This window comes from Caloramator sp. ALD01 (genome assembly GCF_000472625.1).
GTDB classification, from domain to species: Bacteria; Bacillota; Clostridia; order Clostridiales; family Caloramatoraceae; genus Thermobrachium; species Thermobrachium proteoclasticum.
In genome coordinates this window covers 18931-40027 of sequence record NZ_AXAA01000021.1, presented here as the reverse complement: position 1 = coordinate 40027, position 21097 = coordinate 18931, and the positions used below count along the sequence as shown (strand labels likewise).

19 protein-coding genes and 1 other RNA gene are annotated in these 21097 nt (G+C 34.7%); 1 reads left to right on the top strand and 19 read right to left on the bottom strand.

Translation table 11 applies throughout. The annotated features are described in order from the left end of the window. Nucleotides 1-101: transposase (locus A3M9_RS14465; RefSeq protein WP_156897875.1), on the top strand; the 101-nt coding region annotated here is incomplete at its 5' end. A 230-nt stretch (nt 102-331) separates the two neighbouring features. Here A3M9_RS14465 and ssrA read toward each other — a convergent pair. From ssrA to rpoN, 19 genes are all read right to left on the bottom strand, one after another. Then, nucleotides 332-683: a transfer-messenger RNA gene (gene ssrA, locus A3M9_RS14460) on the bottom strand. Nucleotides 684-686: 3 nt separating this feature from the next. Beyond that, nucleotides 687-1163, bottom strand: a complete 477-nt coding sequence (smpB, locus tag A3M9_RS0109080; protein ID WP_198011960.1) for an SsrA-binding protein SmpB — start codon at nt 1161-1163, stop codon at nt 687-689. A 135-nt stretch (nt 1164-1298) separates the two neighbouring features. Further along, entirely contained in the window at nt 1299-2018 is a 720-nt protein-coding gene (locus tag A3M9_RS0109075) for an amino acid ABC transporter ATP-binding protein (RefSeq protein ID WP_027308958.1), read from the bottom strand. Then, nucleotides 2011-2670 carry an amino acid ABC transporter permease gene (locus tag A3M9_RS0109070; protein WP_027308957.1) on the bottom strand — a complete coding sequence of 220 codons (660 nt, stop codon included), beginning with the start codon at nt 2668-2670 and terminating at the stop codon, nt 2011-2013. The genes A3M9_RS0109075 and A3M9_RS0109070 overlap by 8 nt, the downstream gene beginning before the upstream one ends. A gap of 15 nt (nt 2671-2685) precedes the next feature. After that, on the bottom strand, nt 2686-3477 hold the full coding sequence (locus tag A3M9_RS0109065) for an ABC transporter substrate-binding protein (RefSeq protein ID WP_035166260.1): 792 nt from the start codon (nt 3475-3477) through the stop codon (nt 2686-2688). Between the two features lies 1 nt (nt 3478). Continuing rightward, nucleotides 3479-4807, bottom strand: coding sequence for an argininosuccinate lyase (gene argH, locus A3M9_RS0109060; protein ID WP_027308955.1), 1329 nt, complete (start codon nt 4805-4807; stop codon nt 3479-3481). Continuing rightward, nucleotides 4804-6012, bottom strand: coding sequence for an argininosuccinate synthase (locus A3M9_RS0109055; RefSeq protein ID WP_027308954.1), 1209 nt, complete (start codon nt 6010-6012; stop codon nt 4804-4806). The genes argH and A3M9_RS0109055 overlap by 4 nt, the downstream gene beginning before the upstream one ends. Nucleotides 6013-6402: 390 nt before the next feature. Beyond that, the gene (gene rnr, locus A3M9_RS0109050; protein WP_027308953.1) at nt 6403-8535 is read right to left on the bottom strand and encodes a ribonuclease R; all 2133 of its coding nucleotides are present in this window, start codon (nt 8533-8535) and stop codon (nt 6403-6405) included. Nucleotides 8536-8546: 11 nt separating this feature from the next. After that, entirely contained in the window at nt 8547-9098 is a 552-nt protein-coding gene (locus tag A3M9_RS0109045; protein ID WP_027308952.1) for an HDIG domain-containing metalloprotein, read from the bottom strand. Between the two features lie 51 nt (nt 9099-9149). Next, on the bottom strand, nt 9150-9719 hold the full coding sequence (locus tag A3M9_RS0109040) for a sigma-70 family RNA polymerase sigma factor (protein WP_027308951.1): 570 nt from the start codon (nt 9717-9719) through the stop codon (nt 9150-9152). 173 nt (nt 9720-9892) lie between these two features. Further along, complete coding sequence (locus A3M9_RS0109035; RefSeq protein WP_027308950.1) at nt 9893-11914, bottom strand: sodium-translocating pyrophosphatase; 2022 nt, start codon at nt 11912-11914, stop codon at nt 9893-9895. 22 nt (nt 11915-11936) lie between these two features. Beyond that, nucleotides 11937-12173 (bottom strand): preprotein translocase subunit SecG, encoded by a 237-nt coding sequence (secG, locus tag A3M9_RS0109030; protein ID WP_027308949.1) that lies wholly within the window; start codon nt 12171-12173, stop codon nt 11937-11939. Nucleotides 12174-12361: 188 nt separating this feature from the next. After that, the gene (gene eno / locus A3M9_RS0109025; protein WP_027308948.1) at nt 12362-13660 is read right to left on the bottom strand and encodes a phosphopyruvate hydratase; all 1299 of its coding nucleotides are present in this window, start codon (nt 13658-13660) and stop codon (nt 12362-12364) included. Between the two features lie 22 nt (nt 13661-13682). After that, nucleotides 13683-15215 (bottom strand): 2,3-bisphosphoglycerate-independent phosphoglycerate mutase, encoded by a 1533-nt coding sequence (gene gpmI, locus A3M9_RS0109020; protein ID WP_027308947.1) that lies wholly within the window; start codon nt 15213-15215, stop codon nt 13683-13685. A gap of 11 nt (nt 15216-15226) precedes the next feature. Further along, nucleotides 15227-15973 (bottom strand): triose-phosphate isomerase, encoded by a 747-nt coding sequence (gene tpiA / locus A3M9_RS0109015; protein ID WP_027308946.1) that lies wholly within the window; start codon nt 15971-15973, stop codon nt 15227-15229. Between the two features lie 57 nt (nt 15974-16030). Continuing rightward, entirely contained in the window at nt 16031-17224 is a 1194-nt protein-coding gene (pgk, locus tag A3M9_RS0109010) for a phosphoglycerate kinase (protein WP_305803571.1), read from the bottom strand. 71 nt (nt 17225-17295) lie between these two features. Next, nucleotides 17296-18306, bottom strand: coding sequence for a type I glyceraldehyde-3-phosphate dehydrogenase (gene gap, locus A3M9_RS0109005; protein ID WP_027308944.1), 1011 nt, complete (start codon nt 18304-18306; stop codon nt 17296-17298). A 46-nt stretch (nt 18307-18352) separates the two neighbouring features. After that, the gene (locus A3M9_RS0109000) at nt 18353-19387 is read right to left on the bottom strand and encodes a sugar-binding transcriptional regulator (RefSeq protein WP_027308943.1); all 1035 of its coding nucleotides are present in this window, start codon (nt 19385-19387) and stop codon (nt 18353-18355) included. A 265-nt stretch (nt 19388-19652) separates the two neighbouring features. Continuing rightward, nucleotides 19653-20993, bottom strand: coding sequence for an RNA polymerase factor sigma-54 (gene rpoN, locus A3M9_RS0108995; protein WP_027308942.1), 1341 nt, complete (start codon nt 20991-20993; stop codon nt 19653-19655). Nucleotides 20994-21097 lie beyond the last annotated feature (104 nt).

The following is a 21097-nucleotide window of genomic DNA, read 5'->3' as shown; positions in this document are numbered from 1 at the left end:
CTGAAGGCTTTAATAACAAAATTAAAGTTATTAAAAGAAATGCCTTCGGCTTTAAAAACTTTGATAGGTTTAGAAATAGAATTCTTCATTGCTGTAATTAAAGTAAATTATAATACCAAATTTTAGAAAACCAACTCCCGTTGGTCTTTTTGTCCTGCAATTTTTTGCAGGGGACTCTCCCCCATCCAACCTATCTTTATAAAATCACTCTCAAACAAGAAAGGACAGGCATTCTAATTGAATACCCGCCCCAACAATTGACAAAGAGCCAATAAAAAAAGCCCTGATTTCTCAGAGCTTCTATCTATCGTATCATTGTGTTGTTCAAATATGGTGGAGGCGAGGGGAATCGAACCCCTGTCCGAAGGAGTAGCCATCCAGGCATCTCCGAGCGCAGTCAGTGTTTTGACATTCCCTCCATCTGACTCCCACTGACAGGATTCAGACTTCAGTAGCTTCATAGATGCCGACCTATCGCAAAGCTTAGATAGGCCCGTTCCCCACTAGTCGACGCCCTATCTCAGGCCGTGGGCCTCCCGAGTAGGACGGCTACCTGTTATTAGGCAGCTAAAGCTAAATTGTCGTTTGCGTTTATTTTTAATCCCAGTTTTTTAACGAGGTACCAGGAGCCTCGGCTCGCTTCCTGAACCACTACCTCCCCCGTCGAAAGCCAAAACGCCCCCGTGTTAGTAGCGGTACTTTTCTTTGAAATGTTTTTCAATTTCCCTCATTGCATCCTTTTTAGCTATATCTTCTCTCTTATCATAGAGCTTTTTACCCTTTGCAAGAGCAAGCTGCATCTTTACTAATCCCCTTGTTTGATATAATGATAGTGGAATTAGTGTATAGCCCTTTTGTGAAACAAGACCTGCAAGCCTTCTTATCTCACTTTTGTGCATAAGAAGTTTTCTTGGTCTTAGAGGGTCTTTATTAAATATATTACCCTTTTCATAGGGACTTATATGGAGATTATAAACAAATATCTCTCCATTTTTAACCTCTGCATAGCTATCCTTAAGATTAGCTTTACCAAGCTTTACAGACTTAACTTCTGTTCCAACTAACTCAATCCCTGCTTCATAGGTTTCTTCAATGAAATAATCGTGTCTTGCTTTTCTATTCTCTGCTAAAGTCTTATTTTCACCCTTCATATTAACCACCATCATAACTCGTGTATTTATTAATATATAATATTATCTCTTTAATGTCAATATATCATATATTTCTAAAAAAGTAAAGTTTACTTACAATTAATAAAAGTTCCGCTTGGCAAAATAATGGCCTAAACGGAACCCATATTAGAAATGGCTTAGAAATTCTTTTAATCTATCGCTTTTTGGCTGTGTAAATATATCATCTGGTGTGCCTTCCTCAACAATCGTTCCACCATCCATAAATATTATTCTATCTCCAACTTCCTTTGCAAAATTCATTTCGTGGGTTACAATAACCATAGTCATACCATCATAGGCAAGTTCCTTCATTACACTTAAAACTTCCTTTACCATCTCAGGGTCAAGGGCTGATGTTGGCTCATCAAAGAGCATTACATCAGGCTCCATAGCAAGTGCCCTTGCTATTGCTACCCTCTGCTTTTGTCCACCTGAAAGCTTTGATGGATAATAATCTGCCTTATCTTGAAGTCCTACTCTTCTTAAAAGGTCCAATGCAATCCTATTAGCCTCTTCAACAGATTTATTCCTTAATTTTATAGGTGATATCGTAATATTTTGCAAAACAGTCATATTAGAAAACAGATTAAAACTTTGAAATACCATCCCCATCTTCTGTCTTACTTTATTGATATCAACATCACTATCATTTATCCTTATTCCTTCAAATATAACATCCCCACTCTCTGGCACCTCTAAAAGATTTAGACATCTTAAAAGTGTACTCTTACCTGAACCACTTGGACCAATTATTACAACCACTTCACCCTTTTCAACCTTTAAATCAACATCCTTAAGAACGTGCAAATTCTTAAACCTTTTATTTAACTTCTTAACCTCAATCACTCAGCTTCAATCTCCCTTCTAATTTACCTAATAGTTTTGATAACGTAAAAGTAAGAATAAAATAAATAAGTGCTGCAATAATAAGCGGTTCAAAGGGTCTAAATGTTACACCTCGTACAGTATCAGCATTATACATAAGTTCGTGTATACCAATGATTGAAACAATTGATGATTCCTTTATAACTACAATAAACTCATTAACAAGTGCAGGGAGTATATTTTTAAATGCCTGAGGATATATAACATATCTCATAGCCATCCTATAGGTCATTCCAAGGCTTCTTGCTGCCTCCATCTGCCCCTTATCAACTGATTGAATGCCAGACCTTATAATTTCTGCTACATAGGCGGCACTATTTAAGGATAGTGTAGCAATACCCGAAGCAATATCTCCAAATTCTCCTCCTATCAATCTTGAAAAATCAAGTCCATAGTAGATAATAAAAAGTTGAACAAGGAGGGGCGTACCCCTCATAAACTCAATATACGCAGTTGATACTGACTTTAAAATCTTATTGTTTGAAATTCTCATTAATGATAAAACTGTTCCAAAGATTATACCTAAAATAACTGAAAAAAATGCTATAAGAACTGTAAATTTTGTTCCCTGTATAAAAAAATTATAGTATTTAGGTAAAAAATCAAAGTTCACTTGTCTACCTCCTTATTAATCCACAAGCTCATTTGCCTTTATAACAAATTCATCTATCTTCTTTTCATCCATAAGTTTCTTTAAAGTTTTATTTATCTCATCTAAAAGAGCACCTGAATTTTTTCTTACAGCAATTGCAGAACCTGCATCTTCATTTGGAAGCTTTATTTCTGATATTGCTAAATCAGTATTTTTGTTTACATTTGCCTGTGCAACTGGTTGTTCAATTATTGCTGCATCAATCTTTTTATCCTTTAAGCTTAATATTATGTCTGAAATTTTACCAAGTGCTTTAATTTCAGAGTTTGCCATATACTTTTGAGCAAGTCCTTCTTGAATTGAGCCTTTTTGCACTCCTACCCTTGCACCCTTTAAGTCCTCTAAAGTCTTATACTTTTCTTTATCCTCAGTTCGAACAACTACAGTTTGAACAGCATAGTAATAAACATCTGAAAAATCAACACTCTTTTTTCTCTCCTCTGTTGGAGTCATACCAGAAACAATAAAGTCAATCTTTCCTGCCTGAAGTGCAGCAAGTAATCCCTCAAATTTCATATCCTTTATTTCAAGTTCAACACCTAAATCCTCTGCAATCTTCTTTGCTATATCAATATCAAAACCTACTATCTCGTCCTTACCGTTTATAACCTTATGGAATTCATAGGGTGGATAATCTGCACTTGTTCCTAAAACAATTTTCCCTGCCTTTTTAATTTTACTAAGTTCATCTTCTTTTGCATTTTTACCACAGCCAACTGTTGAAATCATTAAAATTAAACACATTAAAATTGACATAATCTTTTTCATACTATTCTACCTCCATCAAAATATATTTTTTATTTCCTTTTTTAAGAATGTTTGAATAATCGATGTATTCATAAATGTCTTCCTCTATTTTCTCTGAAAAACTCTTAAGTTCATCTAAATCTAATTTTTCTATCGCCCTGCCCTTTTCTTCACAATAGAGTATAATTCTACCTACAATCTCGTGGGCATCTCTAAAGGGAACACCCTTTTTCACAAGATAATCCGCAACCTCAGTTGCATTTATATAACCTTTATCTATAGATTTTAACATCTCCTCTTTATTAACCTTCATTGTCTCAACAACCCCAATCATAACCTCTATACAGATGTTTACTGTATCTAATGCATCAAAGAAACATTCCTTGTCCTCCTGCATATCCTTGTTGTAGGCAAGAGGAAGAGCCTTTAAGACGGTAAGAATATTAATTAAGCTTCCATATACCCTTCCTGTTTTCCCTCTTATAAGCTCAAGAGAATCTGGGTTTTTCTTTTGTGGCATTAGACTACTTCCTGTTGAGTATTCATCACTTAAAGTAACAAACCTAAACTGAGGTGTGCACCAAATTATAATCTCCTCCGATAGCCTGCTCAAATGCATCATAATTATTGAAAAGGCTGACAAAATTTCAATAAGATAATCCCTATCACTTACACTGTCAAGATAGTTTTTAGTAGGACACCTAAATCCAAGCTCCTTTGATGTAAAGTCCCTATCTATGTCATTTGTTGTTCCAGCAAGTGCACAGCTTCCAAGGGGACTTTCATCTAAAAGAGAGAGTGCATTTAAAAGCCTTTTTTTATCCCTTTTCAGCATTTCAACATACGCCATAAGATGGTACCTAAAGGTTATAACCTGTGCAGGTTGAAGATGTGTAAATCCGGGCATTAGATATTCATTTTCTTTACCCTTCTTTTTTAAACACTCAATCAGAACATCAATTTTTGAAATTACAGCTGAAATCTCATCTTTAACAAACATCTTCATATCAACCGCAACCTGATCATTTCTACTTCTTGATGTATGAAGCTTTTTTGCAACATCTCCTATCCTTTCCAAAAGCTTTGACTCTACAAAGGAATGAATGTCCTCAAAATCACCCTCAAGCTTTAATCTGCCATCTTCTATTTCCATCATTATTTCTTCAAGACCATTTATAATTTTATCTACTTCATCTTTTCTTAATATGTTTACCCTTCCAAGCATTTTGACGTGGGCAATACTCCCTCTTATGTCCTGCTTATATAATCTTTTATCTACATAAAAGGAATTATTAAACCTCTTCATTAATTCATTTGTATCTTTATTAAATCGTCCTCCCCAAAGCTTCATACCTTCACTTCCTCTTTATACTTTTGTTTTAACGATTTTATCTTTACTGGAAGTCCATAGAGCTTTATAAACCCTTCTGCATCCTTGTGATTATAAAGCTCGCTAAATCCAAAGGATGAAATCTCCTTATCATATAGTGCATTTTCAGTAAACACACCGTATGGAATAACATTTCCTTTATATAACTTAAGCTTTACTTTTCCTGTTACATTCTCCTGAGTTTTATCTATAAAGGCATCAAGTGCTTCTCTTATTGTTGTAAACCAAAGTCCGTTATATACAACCTCTGCATATTTATGCACTAACACCTCTTTATAATGTAAAGTTTCCTTATCAAGAACTGCATATTCAAGTTCTCTATGGGCTGCATATAGTATTGTTCCTGCTGGTGTCTCATACACACCTCTTGACTTCATTCCAACAAGTCTATTTTCTAATATATCAACAATTCCAATTCCGTGCTCTCCACCAATCTTGTTTAAATATTCAATTATCTCGACTAAATCAAAAATTCCATCTACTGATTTTACTTCTCCCTTCTCAAAAACAACCTCAATGAAATCTGGCTCATCCTTTGCCATCTCCAAAGGAGTTACTATATCATACATAGATGGATTGTGCGGATTTTGTATATCCTCTAAATCCCCACCTTCGTGGCTGACGTGCCATAGATTTTTATCAACTGAATAAATCTTTTCCTTTGTTACAGGTACTTCAATTCCCTTTTCATTAGCATAGTCTATTGCATCCTCTCTGGACCTTATATCCCAAATTCTCCAAGGTGCAATAACCTTTATATTAGGATTTAATGCATATATTGAGACCTCAAATCTTACTTGGTCGTTGCCCTTTCCTGTACATCCGTGGGCAATATATTTTGCACCTTCCTTTTCAGCTATCTCTACAAGCTTTTTAGTTATAAGTGGTCTTGCAAAGGATGTTCCCAAAAGATACTTTCCCTCATACATTGCCCTTGCTTTTATTGCCCTTGATAAATATTCATAGGCAAACTCACGCCTTGCATCCTCTATATAAACCTTAACTGCTCCTGATTTTAAGGCTTTTTGTCTTATGTAGTCAGTATCCTCACCTTGTCCAACATCAACATATACTGCTACTATCTCTAAATCAAAGTTTTCCTTAAGATATGGAATGATTATTGAGGTATCTAATCCTCCCGAATAGGCTAATACAACCTTTTCCATCCCTTCACCTCCGAATTAATATTCAATTTATGTTTATAATTATACATATTATCTAATTATTATGCAAGTATTTTTATAATTTTTTTTGTATAATAATAAAAGCAGGTATTTATTATAATACCTGCGATTGTTGACAAAACTACTTGTTAGGTAAATTTTGAAAAAAGCCCCGTGAATGGATTTCATAAGGCTCTTTCATAAGCTTTAGCAATTCTTAGCTTTTCGACTTTGAAAAAGTGCGTAATTCGGCACAGGGCGTGCCGAGCCGAGCGGCCATCAGGACGATGGCATCGCAAGGGTAGGACTTTTTCAAACAAAGAAAAGCTTAGAATTGATTAGCGAAATAAACGAATGCCTAAGAAATCCTTCAAGGGGCTAATCAATATATATCTATTCTTCCTCATATTCATCTGCTATTACAAAGTCTATTGTCCTTGTCTCTAAGTCTGCCTTTACAACCTTTATAACAACCTTATCACCTAATCTATACCTCTTCTTAGTTCTCTCTCCTATTAGGCAGTGATGTTTGTCGTCATAGATGTAATAATCATCTGTTAAGTTGCTTATGTGTATTAAACCTTCTATTGTATTTTCAAGTTCAACAAACATACCAAAGGATGTTACAGATGAAATAATACCAGGATAAACTTCTCCTATTCTCTCCATCATATACTCAACCTTTTTAATATCATCTGTCTCCCTTTCTGCCTCCTGTGCTACTCTTTCCATATCACTTGATTGCTTTGAGGCCTCTTCTACAAGCTTCTTTAGTTTTTGTTCTCTCTTTTGGTCTATCTTTCCCTTTAGATGTTCCTTAATAATCCTGTGAATTATAAGGTCTGGATATCTTCTTATTGGTGATGTAAAGTGGCAATAGTATTTTGCTGCAAGCCCAAAGTGTCCAGTACATTCTGGTGAATACCTTGCCTGCTTTAGGGATCTTAAAAGAAGCGTACTTACTACAACTTCTTCATCCTTACCCTTTACCTGCTCTAATATATCCTGTAGTACCTTTGGATGTACTTCCCTTGTAACCCTCAATATATATCCAAGGTTGTGTATAAATTCACTGAAGTTTTGAAGCTTTTCTTCATCTGGGTCTTCGTGAATTCTATATACAAAGGGAACACCAACCCAATACATATGCTCTGCAATTGTTTCATTACATACAAGCATAAATTCCTCAATTATCCTATTTGCTATTTCTCTCTCATAGGGTTTTATTTCAATTGGCTTACCCTTTTCATCAAGAATAATCTTACATTCCTCAAAATCAAAGTCAAGTGCACCACGTTGCATTCTCTTTTTGTAAAGAATCAAGCAGAGTTCCTCCATAAGTTTGAAATCTTCAAGTAAGTAATCATATCTTTTCATAAGTTCTGGATCTTTATCCCTTAATATTTTAGTAACATCAGTATATGTCATTCTCTCGCTTGTTTTTATAACACTTTCAAATATTTCGTGACTTACTACCTTTCCATTTTCATCTATAACCATTTCACAGCTCAAGGTTAATCTGTCCACCTTAGGATTTAAACTACAAAGTCCATTTGAAAGCTTCTTTGGTAGCATTGGAATAACTCTATCTACAAGATATACACTGGTACCTCTCTTAAAGGCTTCCTTATCAAGTGGAGAACGTTCCTTAACATAGTAGGTTACATCAGCTATATGCACCCCTAATTTATATTTTCCATCAGGAAGTTTTTCAATAGACACAGCATCATCTAAGTCCTTCGCATCTTCTCCATCTATTGTAACTATCCTTTTATCTCTTAAATCTCTACGTTTTTTGATTTCAGCCTCTGGTATTTCATCTGGTATTGCATTTGCATATTCTTCAACTTCCTGTGGAAATTCCTCAGGAAGGTTGTATTTTTTAATAACAGATAATATATCAACACCGGGGGTATTTATATTTCCAAGTACCTCAACAATCTTTCCTTCTGGGTTTCTTCTCTTCTCTGGCCACTTTGTAACCTCAACTACAACCTTTTGTCCATCCTTTGCCTTTCCCATATTTGATTTTGAGATAAATATATCCTGATATATCCTCTTATCATCTGGAACTACAAAGCCAAAGTTTTGACTCTTTTCAAATCTTCCAACAATCCTCTTATTTGCCCTCTCAAGAATTCTTATTATTTCACCCTCAACCCTTTTATCCTTAATTGCAGCTCTTGTTATTCTTGCTATAACTCTATCATTATGCATTGCACCATTTATTCCTTCTGCTGGTATAAATATATCAGGTTCTCCCTCTTTATCTGGAATCACAAAACCATATCCTTTGCTGTGTCCTTGAAGCCTTCCTACAACAAGATTCATTCTTTCAGGAATACCGTATCTTTCTTTTCTTGTTTTAATTATCTGTCCATCCTGCTCCATATCATCTAATATCTTATAGAATTTCTGCCACTCTTTTTTATCAATATCAAATATAAGAGCAAGCTCCTCTGCTGTCATTGGTTTATATGCCTCTTCCCTCATAAAGGCAAGAATTTTTTCTTTTATTAGACTCATACCATCACCTCTTATAATCCAATTTCTTGTGCTATTTTTTTCATTGATTCAAGTCCTATTTCTATAAACTCCTCTAATGTTAAACCTATTTCCTCTATTGATTTAATCTGTTCTCTATTTGCTCCCTTTGCAAAATCCTTCTTCTTCATTTTCTTTAATACTGAATCTACAGTTACATTTTCTAATTTTTTATCTGGCATAACAAGTGCACAGGCTGTTATAAGCCCACTTAAGGGGTCTGCTGCCCAAAGTGCCTTATCCATTCTACTCTTTCTTTCCAAGCCGTGTATTTCATTGTGGACCTTTACAGCATATACTATATCTTCATCTAATCCTAACTCCTCTAATATTTTTGCACCTAAAATGCTGTGTTTTTCTGGTGCATCCATTGTCTCTTCATAATCAATATCATGCAAAAGCCCACAGAGCATCCATCTTTCCTTATCCTCTCCTAACTTTTCTGCCAAGCCTCCCATTATTGCCTCAACTGCAACCATATGATTTATAAGATTTTTATTAGATACCCTACTTGTAATTTCTTTAAGTGCCATCTCCCTATTCATATTAACCTCTCCTTCTTATTTTTTTCATTTGATTTAGTTTATATGTATAATCTAATCTAAATTATCCTTTATCTTTTTTATTGAATTCTTAATTACCTTGCCAACATAACTTACGTGAAATCCAAAATGATCTGCTATCTCCTGCATTGTTTTTCCTTCTATGTAATACTTGGTAAAAATACTCTTTTGTCTCTCTGTAAGATGCCTCATTGCAGTATATACACGTGATAAATCCTGCTCCTTTGATATCTCCTCTAATATGTTTTCCTCAAAGCTATCATCCTTTATTGAATCAATAAACTGCATATTCCCCTCATCATAGCTTGGTTCATTTAAAGATAAATACCCAAAATGCCTTCTTGCCTCCCTATAAAAACTTCTTATTTCATTTTTAATGTAGGTAAAGGCAACTGTAGAAAACTCTATATTTTTTGTTAAATCGTAGCTATTGAAGGCTTTGTAAAGTCCAATTGAAGCAACCTGAAATAAGTCGCTGTATTCTGCAGTTCCCTTCCATCTATTGCAAACTTTATAAATCATATTTTTATACTTCTCATAGACCTGTTCAAAGGTCATTACAATATACTCACCCTCAATCTTAAGTAGCTTTTCTTTTTTCAAGGCACCAACTCCTTAAGTATTTCATCTTTTACTATTTTTTTCACATATTATAATTATTATACATCAACAATTTTATCTATGCTACTATAACATAACAGCTGCTATACTAAAAATAAAGGCACAAAGGATACAAAGTGTATCATTCGTGCCTTTATATTTCCCCGGAAATATTTTTATTTCAACATTTTAATTAACATTCCGCCATATTTCACAAATAGTGGTGCGAAAACAAGTGAAACGATTGTCATAAGTTTAATCAATATATTCATTGAAGGTCCTGCTGTATCCTTAAATGGATCCCCAACAGTATCTCCAACAACCGCTGCCTTGTGGGCAAAGCTTCCCTTTCCACCGTGTTCTCCTGTTTCAATGTACTTCTTTGCATTATCCCAAGCACCACCTGCGTTTGCCATTAGAATAGCAACAAGAACACCAGATACAACCGCACCAGCTATAAGTCCTCCTAATGCTTCAGCACCAAGTAGTATTCCAACTAATATTGGCACTACTACTGCAAGTACACCAGGAAGAACCATTTCCTTAAGTGCTGCTTGAGTTGAAATATCAACACAGGTTCTATAATCTGGAGTTGCTTTTCCCTCCATTAAACCTGGAATTTCTCTAAATTGTCTTCTTACTTCCTCAATCATATGGTTTGCAGCTTTACCTACAGCCTCCATTGAAAGGGCTCCAAAGAAATAAGGTAAAACTCCACCTAATAGCACTCCAACTAATGTTATTGGATTTAGTAAATCTATCCTTTCAATACCAACAGCCTGTGAATAGGATGCAAATAGTGCAAGTGCAGTAAGTGCTGCTGAACCTATAGCAAATCCCTTTCCTATTGCTGCGGTAGTATTTCCAACTGAATCAAGTTTATCTGTAATCTTTCTTACATCCTTTGGGAGACCTGCCATCTCTGCAATTCCACCTGCATTGTCTGCAATTGGTCCATAGGCATCTACTGCAACTGTCATACCTGTAGTTGATAGCATTCCAAGTGCTGCAAGAGCAATTCCATATAGTCCCATTGAAGCATTTTTGTATCCTCCCATAATAAAGAAGGATAGAAGAACAGCAACTGCAATAAATACAATTGGTAAAACAGTTGAGTACATTCCAACCGAAAGACCAGATATAATGTTTGTTGCAGGTCCTGTTTCTGACTGCTTTGCTATCTTTTTTACGTGGCTATAATCTGCTGATGTGTACATCTCTGTTAATTGTCCTATTATAACTCCTACTACTAATCCTGCTGTAATTGCCCAAAAGGCCTTATAATTTCCAAATACAGTTTTACTTAAAATAAATGAAGCAATTATAATCAATAAACTGCTTACATAAGTACCATTTTTAAGTGCCTTTTGTGGATTTGAATTCTCATCTCCCTTTACAAATAGAGAGCCAATTATAGAAGAAATAATTCCTATTGCAGCAAGAACCATCGGGAATATTATACCTTCACCATTTTTAAATAGTACTGCCCCCAGTGTAAGTGCTGAAATAATTGCACCTACATAGGATTCAAAAAGGTCAGCACCCATACCAGCAACATCGCCAACATTATCCCCTACGTTATCTGCTATAACTGCTGGATTTCTTGGGTCATCCTCTGGAATTCCTGCCTCAACCTTACCAACAAGGTCTGCACCAACGTCTGCTGCCTTTGTATAAATTCCACCACCAACACGGGCAAATAGTGCAATTGAGCTTGCACCAAGTCCAAAACCTGTTACAATATTTGAATCTTTAAATATTAAATATAAAACCCCAAGTCCTAAAAGTCCTAATCCTACAACTGACATACCCATAACTGCACCACCTGAGAAGGCTATCTCAAGCGCCTTATTTTGTCCCTTAGTTGCAGCCTGTGCAGTTCTAACATTAGCCTTGGTTGCAACCTGCATTCCAAAGAAACCTGCTAAAATTGAAAATAATGCCCCGAATAAGAAACATATACCTGTTTTCCAATTAATAAATACTACAAGAACTATAAATACTACTGTAATAAATATAGCTAAAGTTTTATACTCCCTTGTTAAAAATGCCATAGCCCCTTCGTGTATATAGCTTGCAATTTCCTTCATTGTGTCATTACCTGCATCCTGTTTACCTATTTTATTTGAAAGAAAATAGGCAAATAATAAAGCAATAACACCTGCAATAGGTGCTAGCACAATTAATTGACTATTCATTTCTTTTATCCCCCTTTTTAAATTAGTGGTTGCTTAAATAAACTAATACCATTGAAGTTATAACAAATAATACCATTGATATAACCGTTAGTCTTTGTAGTTTTGCCTCCATAGTTCTTGATTTGTTTTTTCCAAAGAAGGTTTCTGCACCACCTGAAATTGTTGTTGATAGACCATATACCTTTGAAGGTTGCATAAATATTGAAGCTATTACAAGTAAACTGAAAATTACGTGCAGTACACTAACAAATGTCTTCACCTTAACACCTCCCTACACTTAAGTCTAAACATATTTTAACATAGGTTTAAAAAATAAACAATACAATTCAGAATATTTTGTTAATATATATGATTTAATCAATTAATGTGCTACACTTTAAATGCAGGTGCTAAATATAATTATACTATAAAAAGGGAGCAAAGCTCCCTTTAAATTTATATTATTTATTACTTTTTAACATTGTAGAAGGCATCTCTTCCAAGATACTTAGCTACATCTGCAAGTTCATCTTCAATTCTTAGTAATTGATTGTACTTAGCAACTCTATCTGTTCTACAAGGAGCACCAGTCTTAATTTGACCAGCATTTGTTGCAACAACAAGATCTGCTATTGTAGTATCTTCTGATTCACCTGATCTGTGTGATACAACTGCTGTATATCCTGCTCTTTCTGCCATTTCTATAGCTTCAAGAGTTTCAGTTAGTGTACCTATTTGGTTAAGCTTTATAAGGATTGAGTTTGCAACTCCCATTTCAATTCCTCTTGATAGTCTCTTAGTGTTTGTAACAAATAGGTCGTCTCCAACTAATTGAATCTTTGAACCAAGCTTTTCAGTAAGTAGCTTCCATCCTTCCCAATCTTCTTCTGCAAGACCGTCTTCAAGTGAAACTATTGGATACTTTTCTACAAGTTCTGCCCAGAAGTCAACCATTTCAGCTGCAGTAAGTACTCTTCCTTCTCCTTCTAAGTGATACTTTCCATCTTCCTTGTAAAGTTCTGTTGCAGCAGCGTCTATAGCTATAGCAACTTGTTCTCCTGGCTTATATCCAGCTCTTTCTACTGCTTCAAGTATAACTTGGATAGCTTCTTCGTTTGACTTAAGGTTTGGAGCAAATCCACCTTCGTCACCAATTGCTGTATTGTATCCCTTTTCGCTTAATGTCTTCTTTAGTGAGTGGTAAACTTCTGCACACATTCTTAGAGCTTCGCTGAAGTTTGGAGCACCAACTGGCATAACCATAAATTCTTGTATGTCAACGTTGTTATCAGCGTGCTTTCCACCATTTAGAATGTTCATCATTGGAACTGGTAGAACCTTAGCATTTACTCCACCTATGTATTGATATAATGGAAGTCCTAAGCTTTCTGCTGCTGCTCTTGCAACTGCAAGTGAAACACCAAGTATAGCGTTAGCACCAAGCTTACCCTTGTTTTCAGTACCATCAAGTTCGATAAGAGTCTTATCTATTGAAGTTTGATCATATACATTCATTCCAATTAGTTCTGGAGCTATTATATTATTTACATTTTCAACAGCCTTTAAAACACCTTTTCCAAGGTATCTTGACTTGTCACCATCTCTTAATTCAACAGCTTCGAATGCTCCTGTTGAAGCACCTGATGGAACTATTGCTCTTCCTACTGTACCATCCTCTAATACAACTTCTACTTCTACAGTTGGGTTAGCTCTTGAGTCAAGAACTTCTCTTGCATAAACATCAATAATTTCTAAATATCTTTTCATTTTTATGTCTCCTTTCTTGTATTTATTTTTTTATTAATGATTTTCCTGTCATTTCAACAGGAATATCTAAATCCATAATTTCAAGCATTGTTGGTGCAATATCACATAGTCTTCCACCATCTCTTAATTCTAACTTTTCATCACAAACAACTATAAATGGCACAAGGTTTGTTGTGTGTGCTGTATATGGTTCACCTGTTTCATAGTCAACCATCATTTCAGCATTTCCGTGGTCTGCAGTTATAAGTACAGTACCACCCTTTTCTCTTACCTTTGAAACAACCTTGCCAATGCATTCATCTACTGCTTCAACTGCCTTCTTTGCAGCATCAAAAACTCCTGTGTGTCCAACCATATCTGGATTTGCAAAGTTTAGTATAACAACATCATATATATCCTTATCTAACTCTTGGCATACTCTATCTGCTACAAGATATGCACTCATTTCTGGTTGAAGGTCATAAGTTGCAACCTTAGGAGATTGAATTAGAACCCTCTCTTCATCCTTATTAGGTGCTTCTACACCACCATTGAAGAAGAAGGTAACGTGTGCATACTTTTCTGTTTCGGCAATTCTAAGTTGCTTTAAGCCCTTATTTGCAACATATTCACCAAAGGTATTTTTATATACTTCTGGTCTATATGCTATATCAACATTTTCTATTGTCTTGTCATATTGAGTCATACATACAAAATGTACCTTGAAATAGTTTCTTTCAAATCCTGCAAACTCAACATCAACAAGAGCTCTTGTTATTTGTCTTGCTCTATCTGGTCTAAAGTTAAAGAATATAACCGAATCATTTTCCTTTATTCTTGCAACAGGTCTTTCATTTTCAATTATAACCGTTGGAAGAACAAACTCGTCTGTTCTATTTTCTGCATAGGACTTTTCAACAGCTTCTCTTGCACTATTTGCAATTTCACCTTGGGCATTTACCATTGCATCATATGCAAGCTTTGTTCTCTCCCATCTCTTATCTCTATCCATTGAATAGTATCTTCCAGAAATAGTTGCAATCTTACCTACTCCTATTTCCTTCATATACTTTTCAAGTCTATCTATATATTCAAGTGCTGATGATGGTGGAACATCTCTTCCATCAAGGAAGGCGTGAACAAATACCCTGTTTAAGCCTAAATCTTTGCATAACTTAATTAACGCTTCAAGATGATCTATATGGCTGTGAACTCCTCCATCTGAAAGAAGTCCCATAAGGTGTATATCACTGTTGTTATTTTTAGCATTTTCAATTGCTTTTATTAATGCTTCATTTTTGAAAAATCCGCCTTCTTCTATCTCTTTATTTATTCTTGTATATTCTTGATAAATTATTCTACCTGCACCAATATTTAAATGTCCAACTTCTGAGTTACCCATTTGTCCTCTTGGAAGTCCTACATCTAATCCACTGGCACTAAGCATTGTATGGGGGTATTCATTCCAAAGTCTATCAAAGTTTGGCTTATTTGCATTTGCAATTGCATTACCTTCTGCCTTTTCATTGATACCCCATCCATCAAGTATCATTAGCATTACTGGTCTTTTTTGCATGTTTTACCTCCTTAATAATTAACGATTGCTGCAAAATCTTCTACTTTTAAACTTGCTCCTCCAACCAGTGCTCCATCGATGTCACTTTGTTCCATTTGCTCTTTAATTGTGCTTGGCTTAACACTTCCACCATATTGTATTCTTATCTCTTCTGCAGCCTTTTCGCCAAACATTTCTCTTATCTTGCCTCTTATATACTTAATAACTTCATTTGCATCTTCTGCTGTTGCTGTCTTACCAGTACCTATTGCCCAAACTGGTTCATAGGCTATAACCATCTTTGCAACATTTTCAGCATCTACGTCCTTTAGGTCTTCTATAAGTTGCTTGTCTATAACTTCAAATGTCTTACCAGCTTCTCTTTCTTCTAAAAGTTCACCAACACAAAGAATTGGAGTTAATCCGTGAATGAAGGCTGATTTAACCTTCTTGTTTATTAATTCATCATCTTCCTTAAAGTACATTCTTCTTTCGCTATGTCCTAATATCACATACTTTACTCCAAGTTCCTTTAGCATAACAGGTGAAATTTCGCCAGTAAATGCACCATTTTCTTCATAGTGCATATTTTGTGCACCTACTTCTATGTTTGTATCTTCAACTAAAGTTAAAACTTGAGTAAGTGAAGTAAAAGGTGGACATACTACTACTTCACAGTTAGCATCCTTTACTTTGTCTCTTAGTTCGATTATGAATTGTGCTGCTTCCTTTGCAGTCTTATTCATTTTCCAGTTTCCTGCAATAATTGGCTTTCTCATTATATATCCTCCTTTTAGGAATTTAAGCAAGGGGGAGTAACCCCCTAAATTATTTTATTACTTATCATTAAGTGCTGCAATACCTGGTAGAACTTTTCCTTCTAAGAATTCAAGTGAAGCTCCTCCACCAGTTGATATATGAGTCATCTTTTCAGCGTATCCTAATTGTTCAACTGCTGCAGCTGAATCTCCACCACCTATTATTGTAGTTCCATTTACCTTTGATAGTGCTTCTGCAACAGCCTTTGTACCTACAGCAAACTTTGGCATTTCAAATACTCCCATTGGTCCATTCCATATTACTGTCTTAGCATCTAAAACTGCCTCTTCGAAAAGTTTAACAGTTTTTGGTCCAATGTCAAGTCCCATATAATCTGCTGGTATTTCAACATCTACAGTCATAGCTTCAGCATCATTGCTGAATTCCTTTGCTACAACGTGGTCAACTGGAAGGTATACCTTTACTCCCTTTTCTTCTGCCTTCTTTAGCATTTCCTTTGCGTAATCTATCTTATCTTCTTCAAGAAGTGATTTTCCTATTTCAAAGCCTTGTGCCTTTAGGAATGTGTAAGCCATTCCTCCACCTATTATTAGTCTATCAACCTTTTCAATTAGGTTGTTAATAACATTTATCTTGTCTGATACCTTTGCACCGCCAAGAATTGCAACAAATGGTCTTTCTGGATTTTCAAGAGCTTTACCCATTATTTCTATTTCCTTTTCAATTAGGAAACCGGCAACTGCTGGTAGGAATTCTGCTACACCTGCAGTTGATGAGTGCGCTCTGTGGGCTGTTCCAAATGCATCGTTTACAAATATGTCAGCAAGTGATGCAAGCTTCTTTGCAAAATCCATATCATTCTTTGTTTCAGTCTTTATAAATCTTACATTTTCAAGAAGAACAACTTCGCCTTCCTTCATTTCGTTTACAAGTCTTACTGCATTTTCTCCTACAACTTCCTTATCTTCAGCAAGCTTAACTTCAAATCCTAATAGCTCAGATAATCTCTTTGCAACAGGCTTTACACTGTATTTTTCTTCGTATCCTTCCTTTGGTCTCCCAAGGTGTGACATTAATATTACCTTAGCACCATTTTCAATAAGATACTTTATAGTTGGAAGTGCTGCAACTATTCTTCTATCATCAGTAATATTTCCTTCCTTATCTTGAGGAACGTTAAAGTCACATCTTACAAGTACCTTCTTACCCCTTACATCTATGTCTCTTACAGTTTTCTTATTCATACCCAAAACCTCTCTTTCACTAATTTAGGAAAATAAGTCCGGCCTTATAGCCGAAACTACAAAACCGGACTTTAGAATTACATTCTTTCAGCTATGTAGTTTACAAGGTCGATTATTCTGTTTGAATAACCCCATTCATTGTCATACCAAGAAACAACCTTAACCATATTGCCTTCAATAACCATAGTTGAAAGTGCATCTACTATTGATGATCTTTCATCTCCTCTGTAGTCTATTGAAACAAGTGGTTCTTCTGAGTATCCAAGTATTCCCTTCATTTCGCCTTCAGCAGCTTCCTTAAGTGCAGCATTTACTTCTTCTACAGTAGTTGGTCTTGTAACTTCTACAACAAGGTCAGTTACTGATACAGTTGGAGTTGGAACTCTTAGAGCAAATCCATTTAGCTTACCCTTTAAGTTTGGAAGTACCTTACCAACAGCCTTTGCAGCACCTGTTGTAGTTGGGATTATTGATTCTGCAGCTGCTCTTGCTCTTCTTAAATCCTTGTGTGGAAGGTCAAGTATTCTTTGGTCATTTGTATATGAGTGAACTGTAGTCATAAGACCCTTAACTATACCAAACTTTTCATCAAGTACCTTAGCAAATGGAGCTAAGCAGTTTGTTGTACAAGATGCATTTGATATAATGTGGTGGTTTGCTGGGTCATAATCCTTTTCATTAACACCCATAACTATTGTTATATCTTCATCTGTAGCTGGAGCTGAAATTAGAACCTTCTTAGCACCTGCTTCAAGATGTGCTGCAGCCTTTTCTCTCTTTGTAAATAGACCTGTTGATTCTATAACTATATCTACTCCAAGATCCTTCCATGGAAGGTTCTTTGGATCCTTTTCAGCATATACTCTTATTTCTTTTCCATTAACTATTAAGCTGTTTTCTGTAGCTTCTACAGTTCCGTCAAACTTACCAAAGCATGAGTCATACTTTAAAAGATGTGCAAGTGTTTTTGCATCTGTTAAATCGTTGATTGCAACGATTTCAACATCCTTGTTTAATCTTGTTTGAGCAATTTTAAATGCGTTTCTTCCAATTCTACCAAACCCGTTGATAGCAACTTTAATTGTCATAATTAATCCCTCCTAATTTTATGACTTTTATATAAAGATAGCATAGCTATCTTTTATTCACTCTTTGTATATTTAGTATCTCCTTTGCGGCTGCCTCATCAGTCACTATTACCATATTAGGGTTGTTTATTTTTGTTGCTATTATTGCTTCTGCCTTGCCTTTTCCACCTGCTACTGCCACTATATGTTTTATATTTGGAACATCCTTAAAATCCAACCCTATTGTTGGTGTCTTATAAACTATTTCTCCCTCTTTATCAAAATAATATCCAAAGGCCTCCGCAACTGCTCCTTTAGATAAAAGTTCTTCTATTTCAGCTTCTTCAAGTCCCCTTCTTTTTGACATTTCATCTGCTCTACCAATACCAAATATTAAAATATCTGCTTTACTTATATTCTGTACAACATCCTTTATACCTGGTTCATTTAACATAGTTCCCAGGGCTTCACGGCTTAAGTTATCTGGAACGTGAAGAAGTTTATAATTTGCACCTATTTTATATGCAAGCTTTGCAGCAAGTGTGCTTGCCTGCGTCTCAACATTTCTTCCTATTCCTCCTCTTGCAGGAACAACAAGAATATTTTCCTTTGACACCTTTGGGAAGTTCTCAACCACCTGTGAAACTGAAGAACCACCCGTTAGAGCAATTATTGTATCATTTGACATTATTGATTTAATATAATTTGCTGCAAGCCTTCCCATTTCCTTAAGTACAGTTATATCTTCATCTATATCCCCAGGTACAACTATAACCTTATGTACTTCTAAAATCTTTTTTAATTTATTTTCCACATCAGCCAATCCACTTATTTCGTGAATCATCTCTTCAAGGCTTTCTAATATATATTCCCCATCTTTTGTTACTGTCATACCCGTTGAATAAATTTCTATAAGTCCTTGTTCTTTTAGGAAATTTACCTCTGTTCTTACAACTCTTTCTCCTAAATCAAGCTCTTGGGACAATGCTCTTCTTCCAACAGGTTGGTTATAATATATGCATTTTAATATCTTATACCTTTTTAAGAGCAGTTCAATTATTTCAGGAACTATCTTTTGTTGTAGTGATAATACATTTTTCAACTATGTCACTCCCTTAAACCTGTTGTAGGGACTATTTATGTCCCTATGTATTATTTTTGTCCCACTCCAATTTCTACTATATCACTAAAATTATTATTTTTCAATATATTTTCTAAAAAATTCTTATATACCATACATCTTTATTATTTGTTTTAGATAATTCATATATTCATAAACAAATAAAAGGAACCCTAAAATGCTATACTAATTAAAATGCAAATCAACTTGTTCCAAAGATAGCATTTTAAGGCTCTTAATTAACACACTATTTTATTTTCCTCTTTGAGGAAGACTCTATCCCTAATTCTTCTCTATATTTTGTTACAGTTCTTCTTGAAATCTTAACTCCAGTTGCATTTAATATATCTGCAATCTGTTGGTCTGAATATGGTTTTTTCTTATTTTCGTTATTTATAATATCGCTTATTTTGTTTTTTAATGTATCAATAGACACATTATCCCCATAGGATGTACTAAGTCCACGAACTAAAAAGTACTTAAGCTCAAAGACACCCTTTGGTGTTTGTGCATATTTACCATTAATCGCTCTACTTACAGTTGATTCGTGAAGGCCTGTCTCTTCTGAAATCGTTTTTAAATTAAGTGGTTTGAGAGATTCATCATACTTAAAAAATCCTATTTGATGTCTTACGATTGATTCTGCAACCTTCTTTATTGTTTCCCTTCTCTGTTCAATACTTTTTATTAACCAATAGGCTGCCTCAATCTTTGATTTTATATATTTATACTCTTCACAGTTCTTATTTCTAAGTATATTTTTATATTGTTTATTTATCTTAAGGATTGGCAAATTATCTTCATTTACCCTTACAACAAACTCACCATCAACATTCTCTATATATACATCTGGAACAACATATTTTACAGTTTCATCTCCAAGTCTACATCCAGGTTTTGGATCTAAAGATTTAATTACTTCTATATATCTTAGAAGTTTCTCCTCTTCAACCCCATATTTTTGAGAAATAAATGAATATGCCTTATTTGCTATATTCTCCAATTCGTTATCAATTAATTTTTCATAAAAGTGATCATATACACCTTTATTTTTTAATTGTATCTTTAAGCATTCCTTTAAATTTCTTGCACAAACTCCACTTGGTTCAAAATCCTGTATTATTGAAATAATATTACGAACTATATCAAGGGAAACTTTAAACTTGTTTGCAATTGAAAGTTCGTGCATATTTAAATATCCATTTTGATCCAGATTATCAATAATATACTCTGCTATCTTTCTATCTCTTTTTGTAAGAGGGATATAGCCAAGCTGTTCCTTTAAGCAATCGTATAGACTCCTCTTATTACTCAAAAAATAGAAGGGAGTTATCTTTTCGTCATATTCATCCTCCGAATAATCAGTAAAGTAATCATCACTATAATCTGAATAAATTTGTATAACTTTATCCAATCTTTCATCATAACTTGAATCAAGCTCTAAAACTGGATTCTCAAGTAGCTCGTCTTCAATATATTCTTTTAATTCATTATTGGGAAGCTGGAGAACTTTTACTGCAAGCTGCATTTCCTGTGTCATTACAAGTTTTTGTTCCAGTTTTAAATCTAATGAAAAATTCAAGCTCATATTATCCCCCACAAATTGTATTTTGTACTACATATTATATTAAGAATTATATAAATATTATAACACATTTTATTAGACAGATTAAATAATAAAAGATAAAAAAG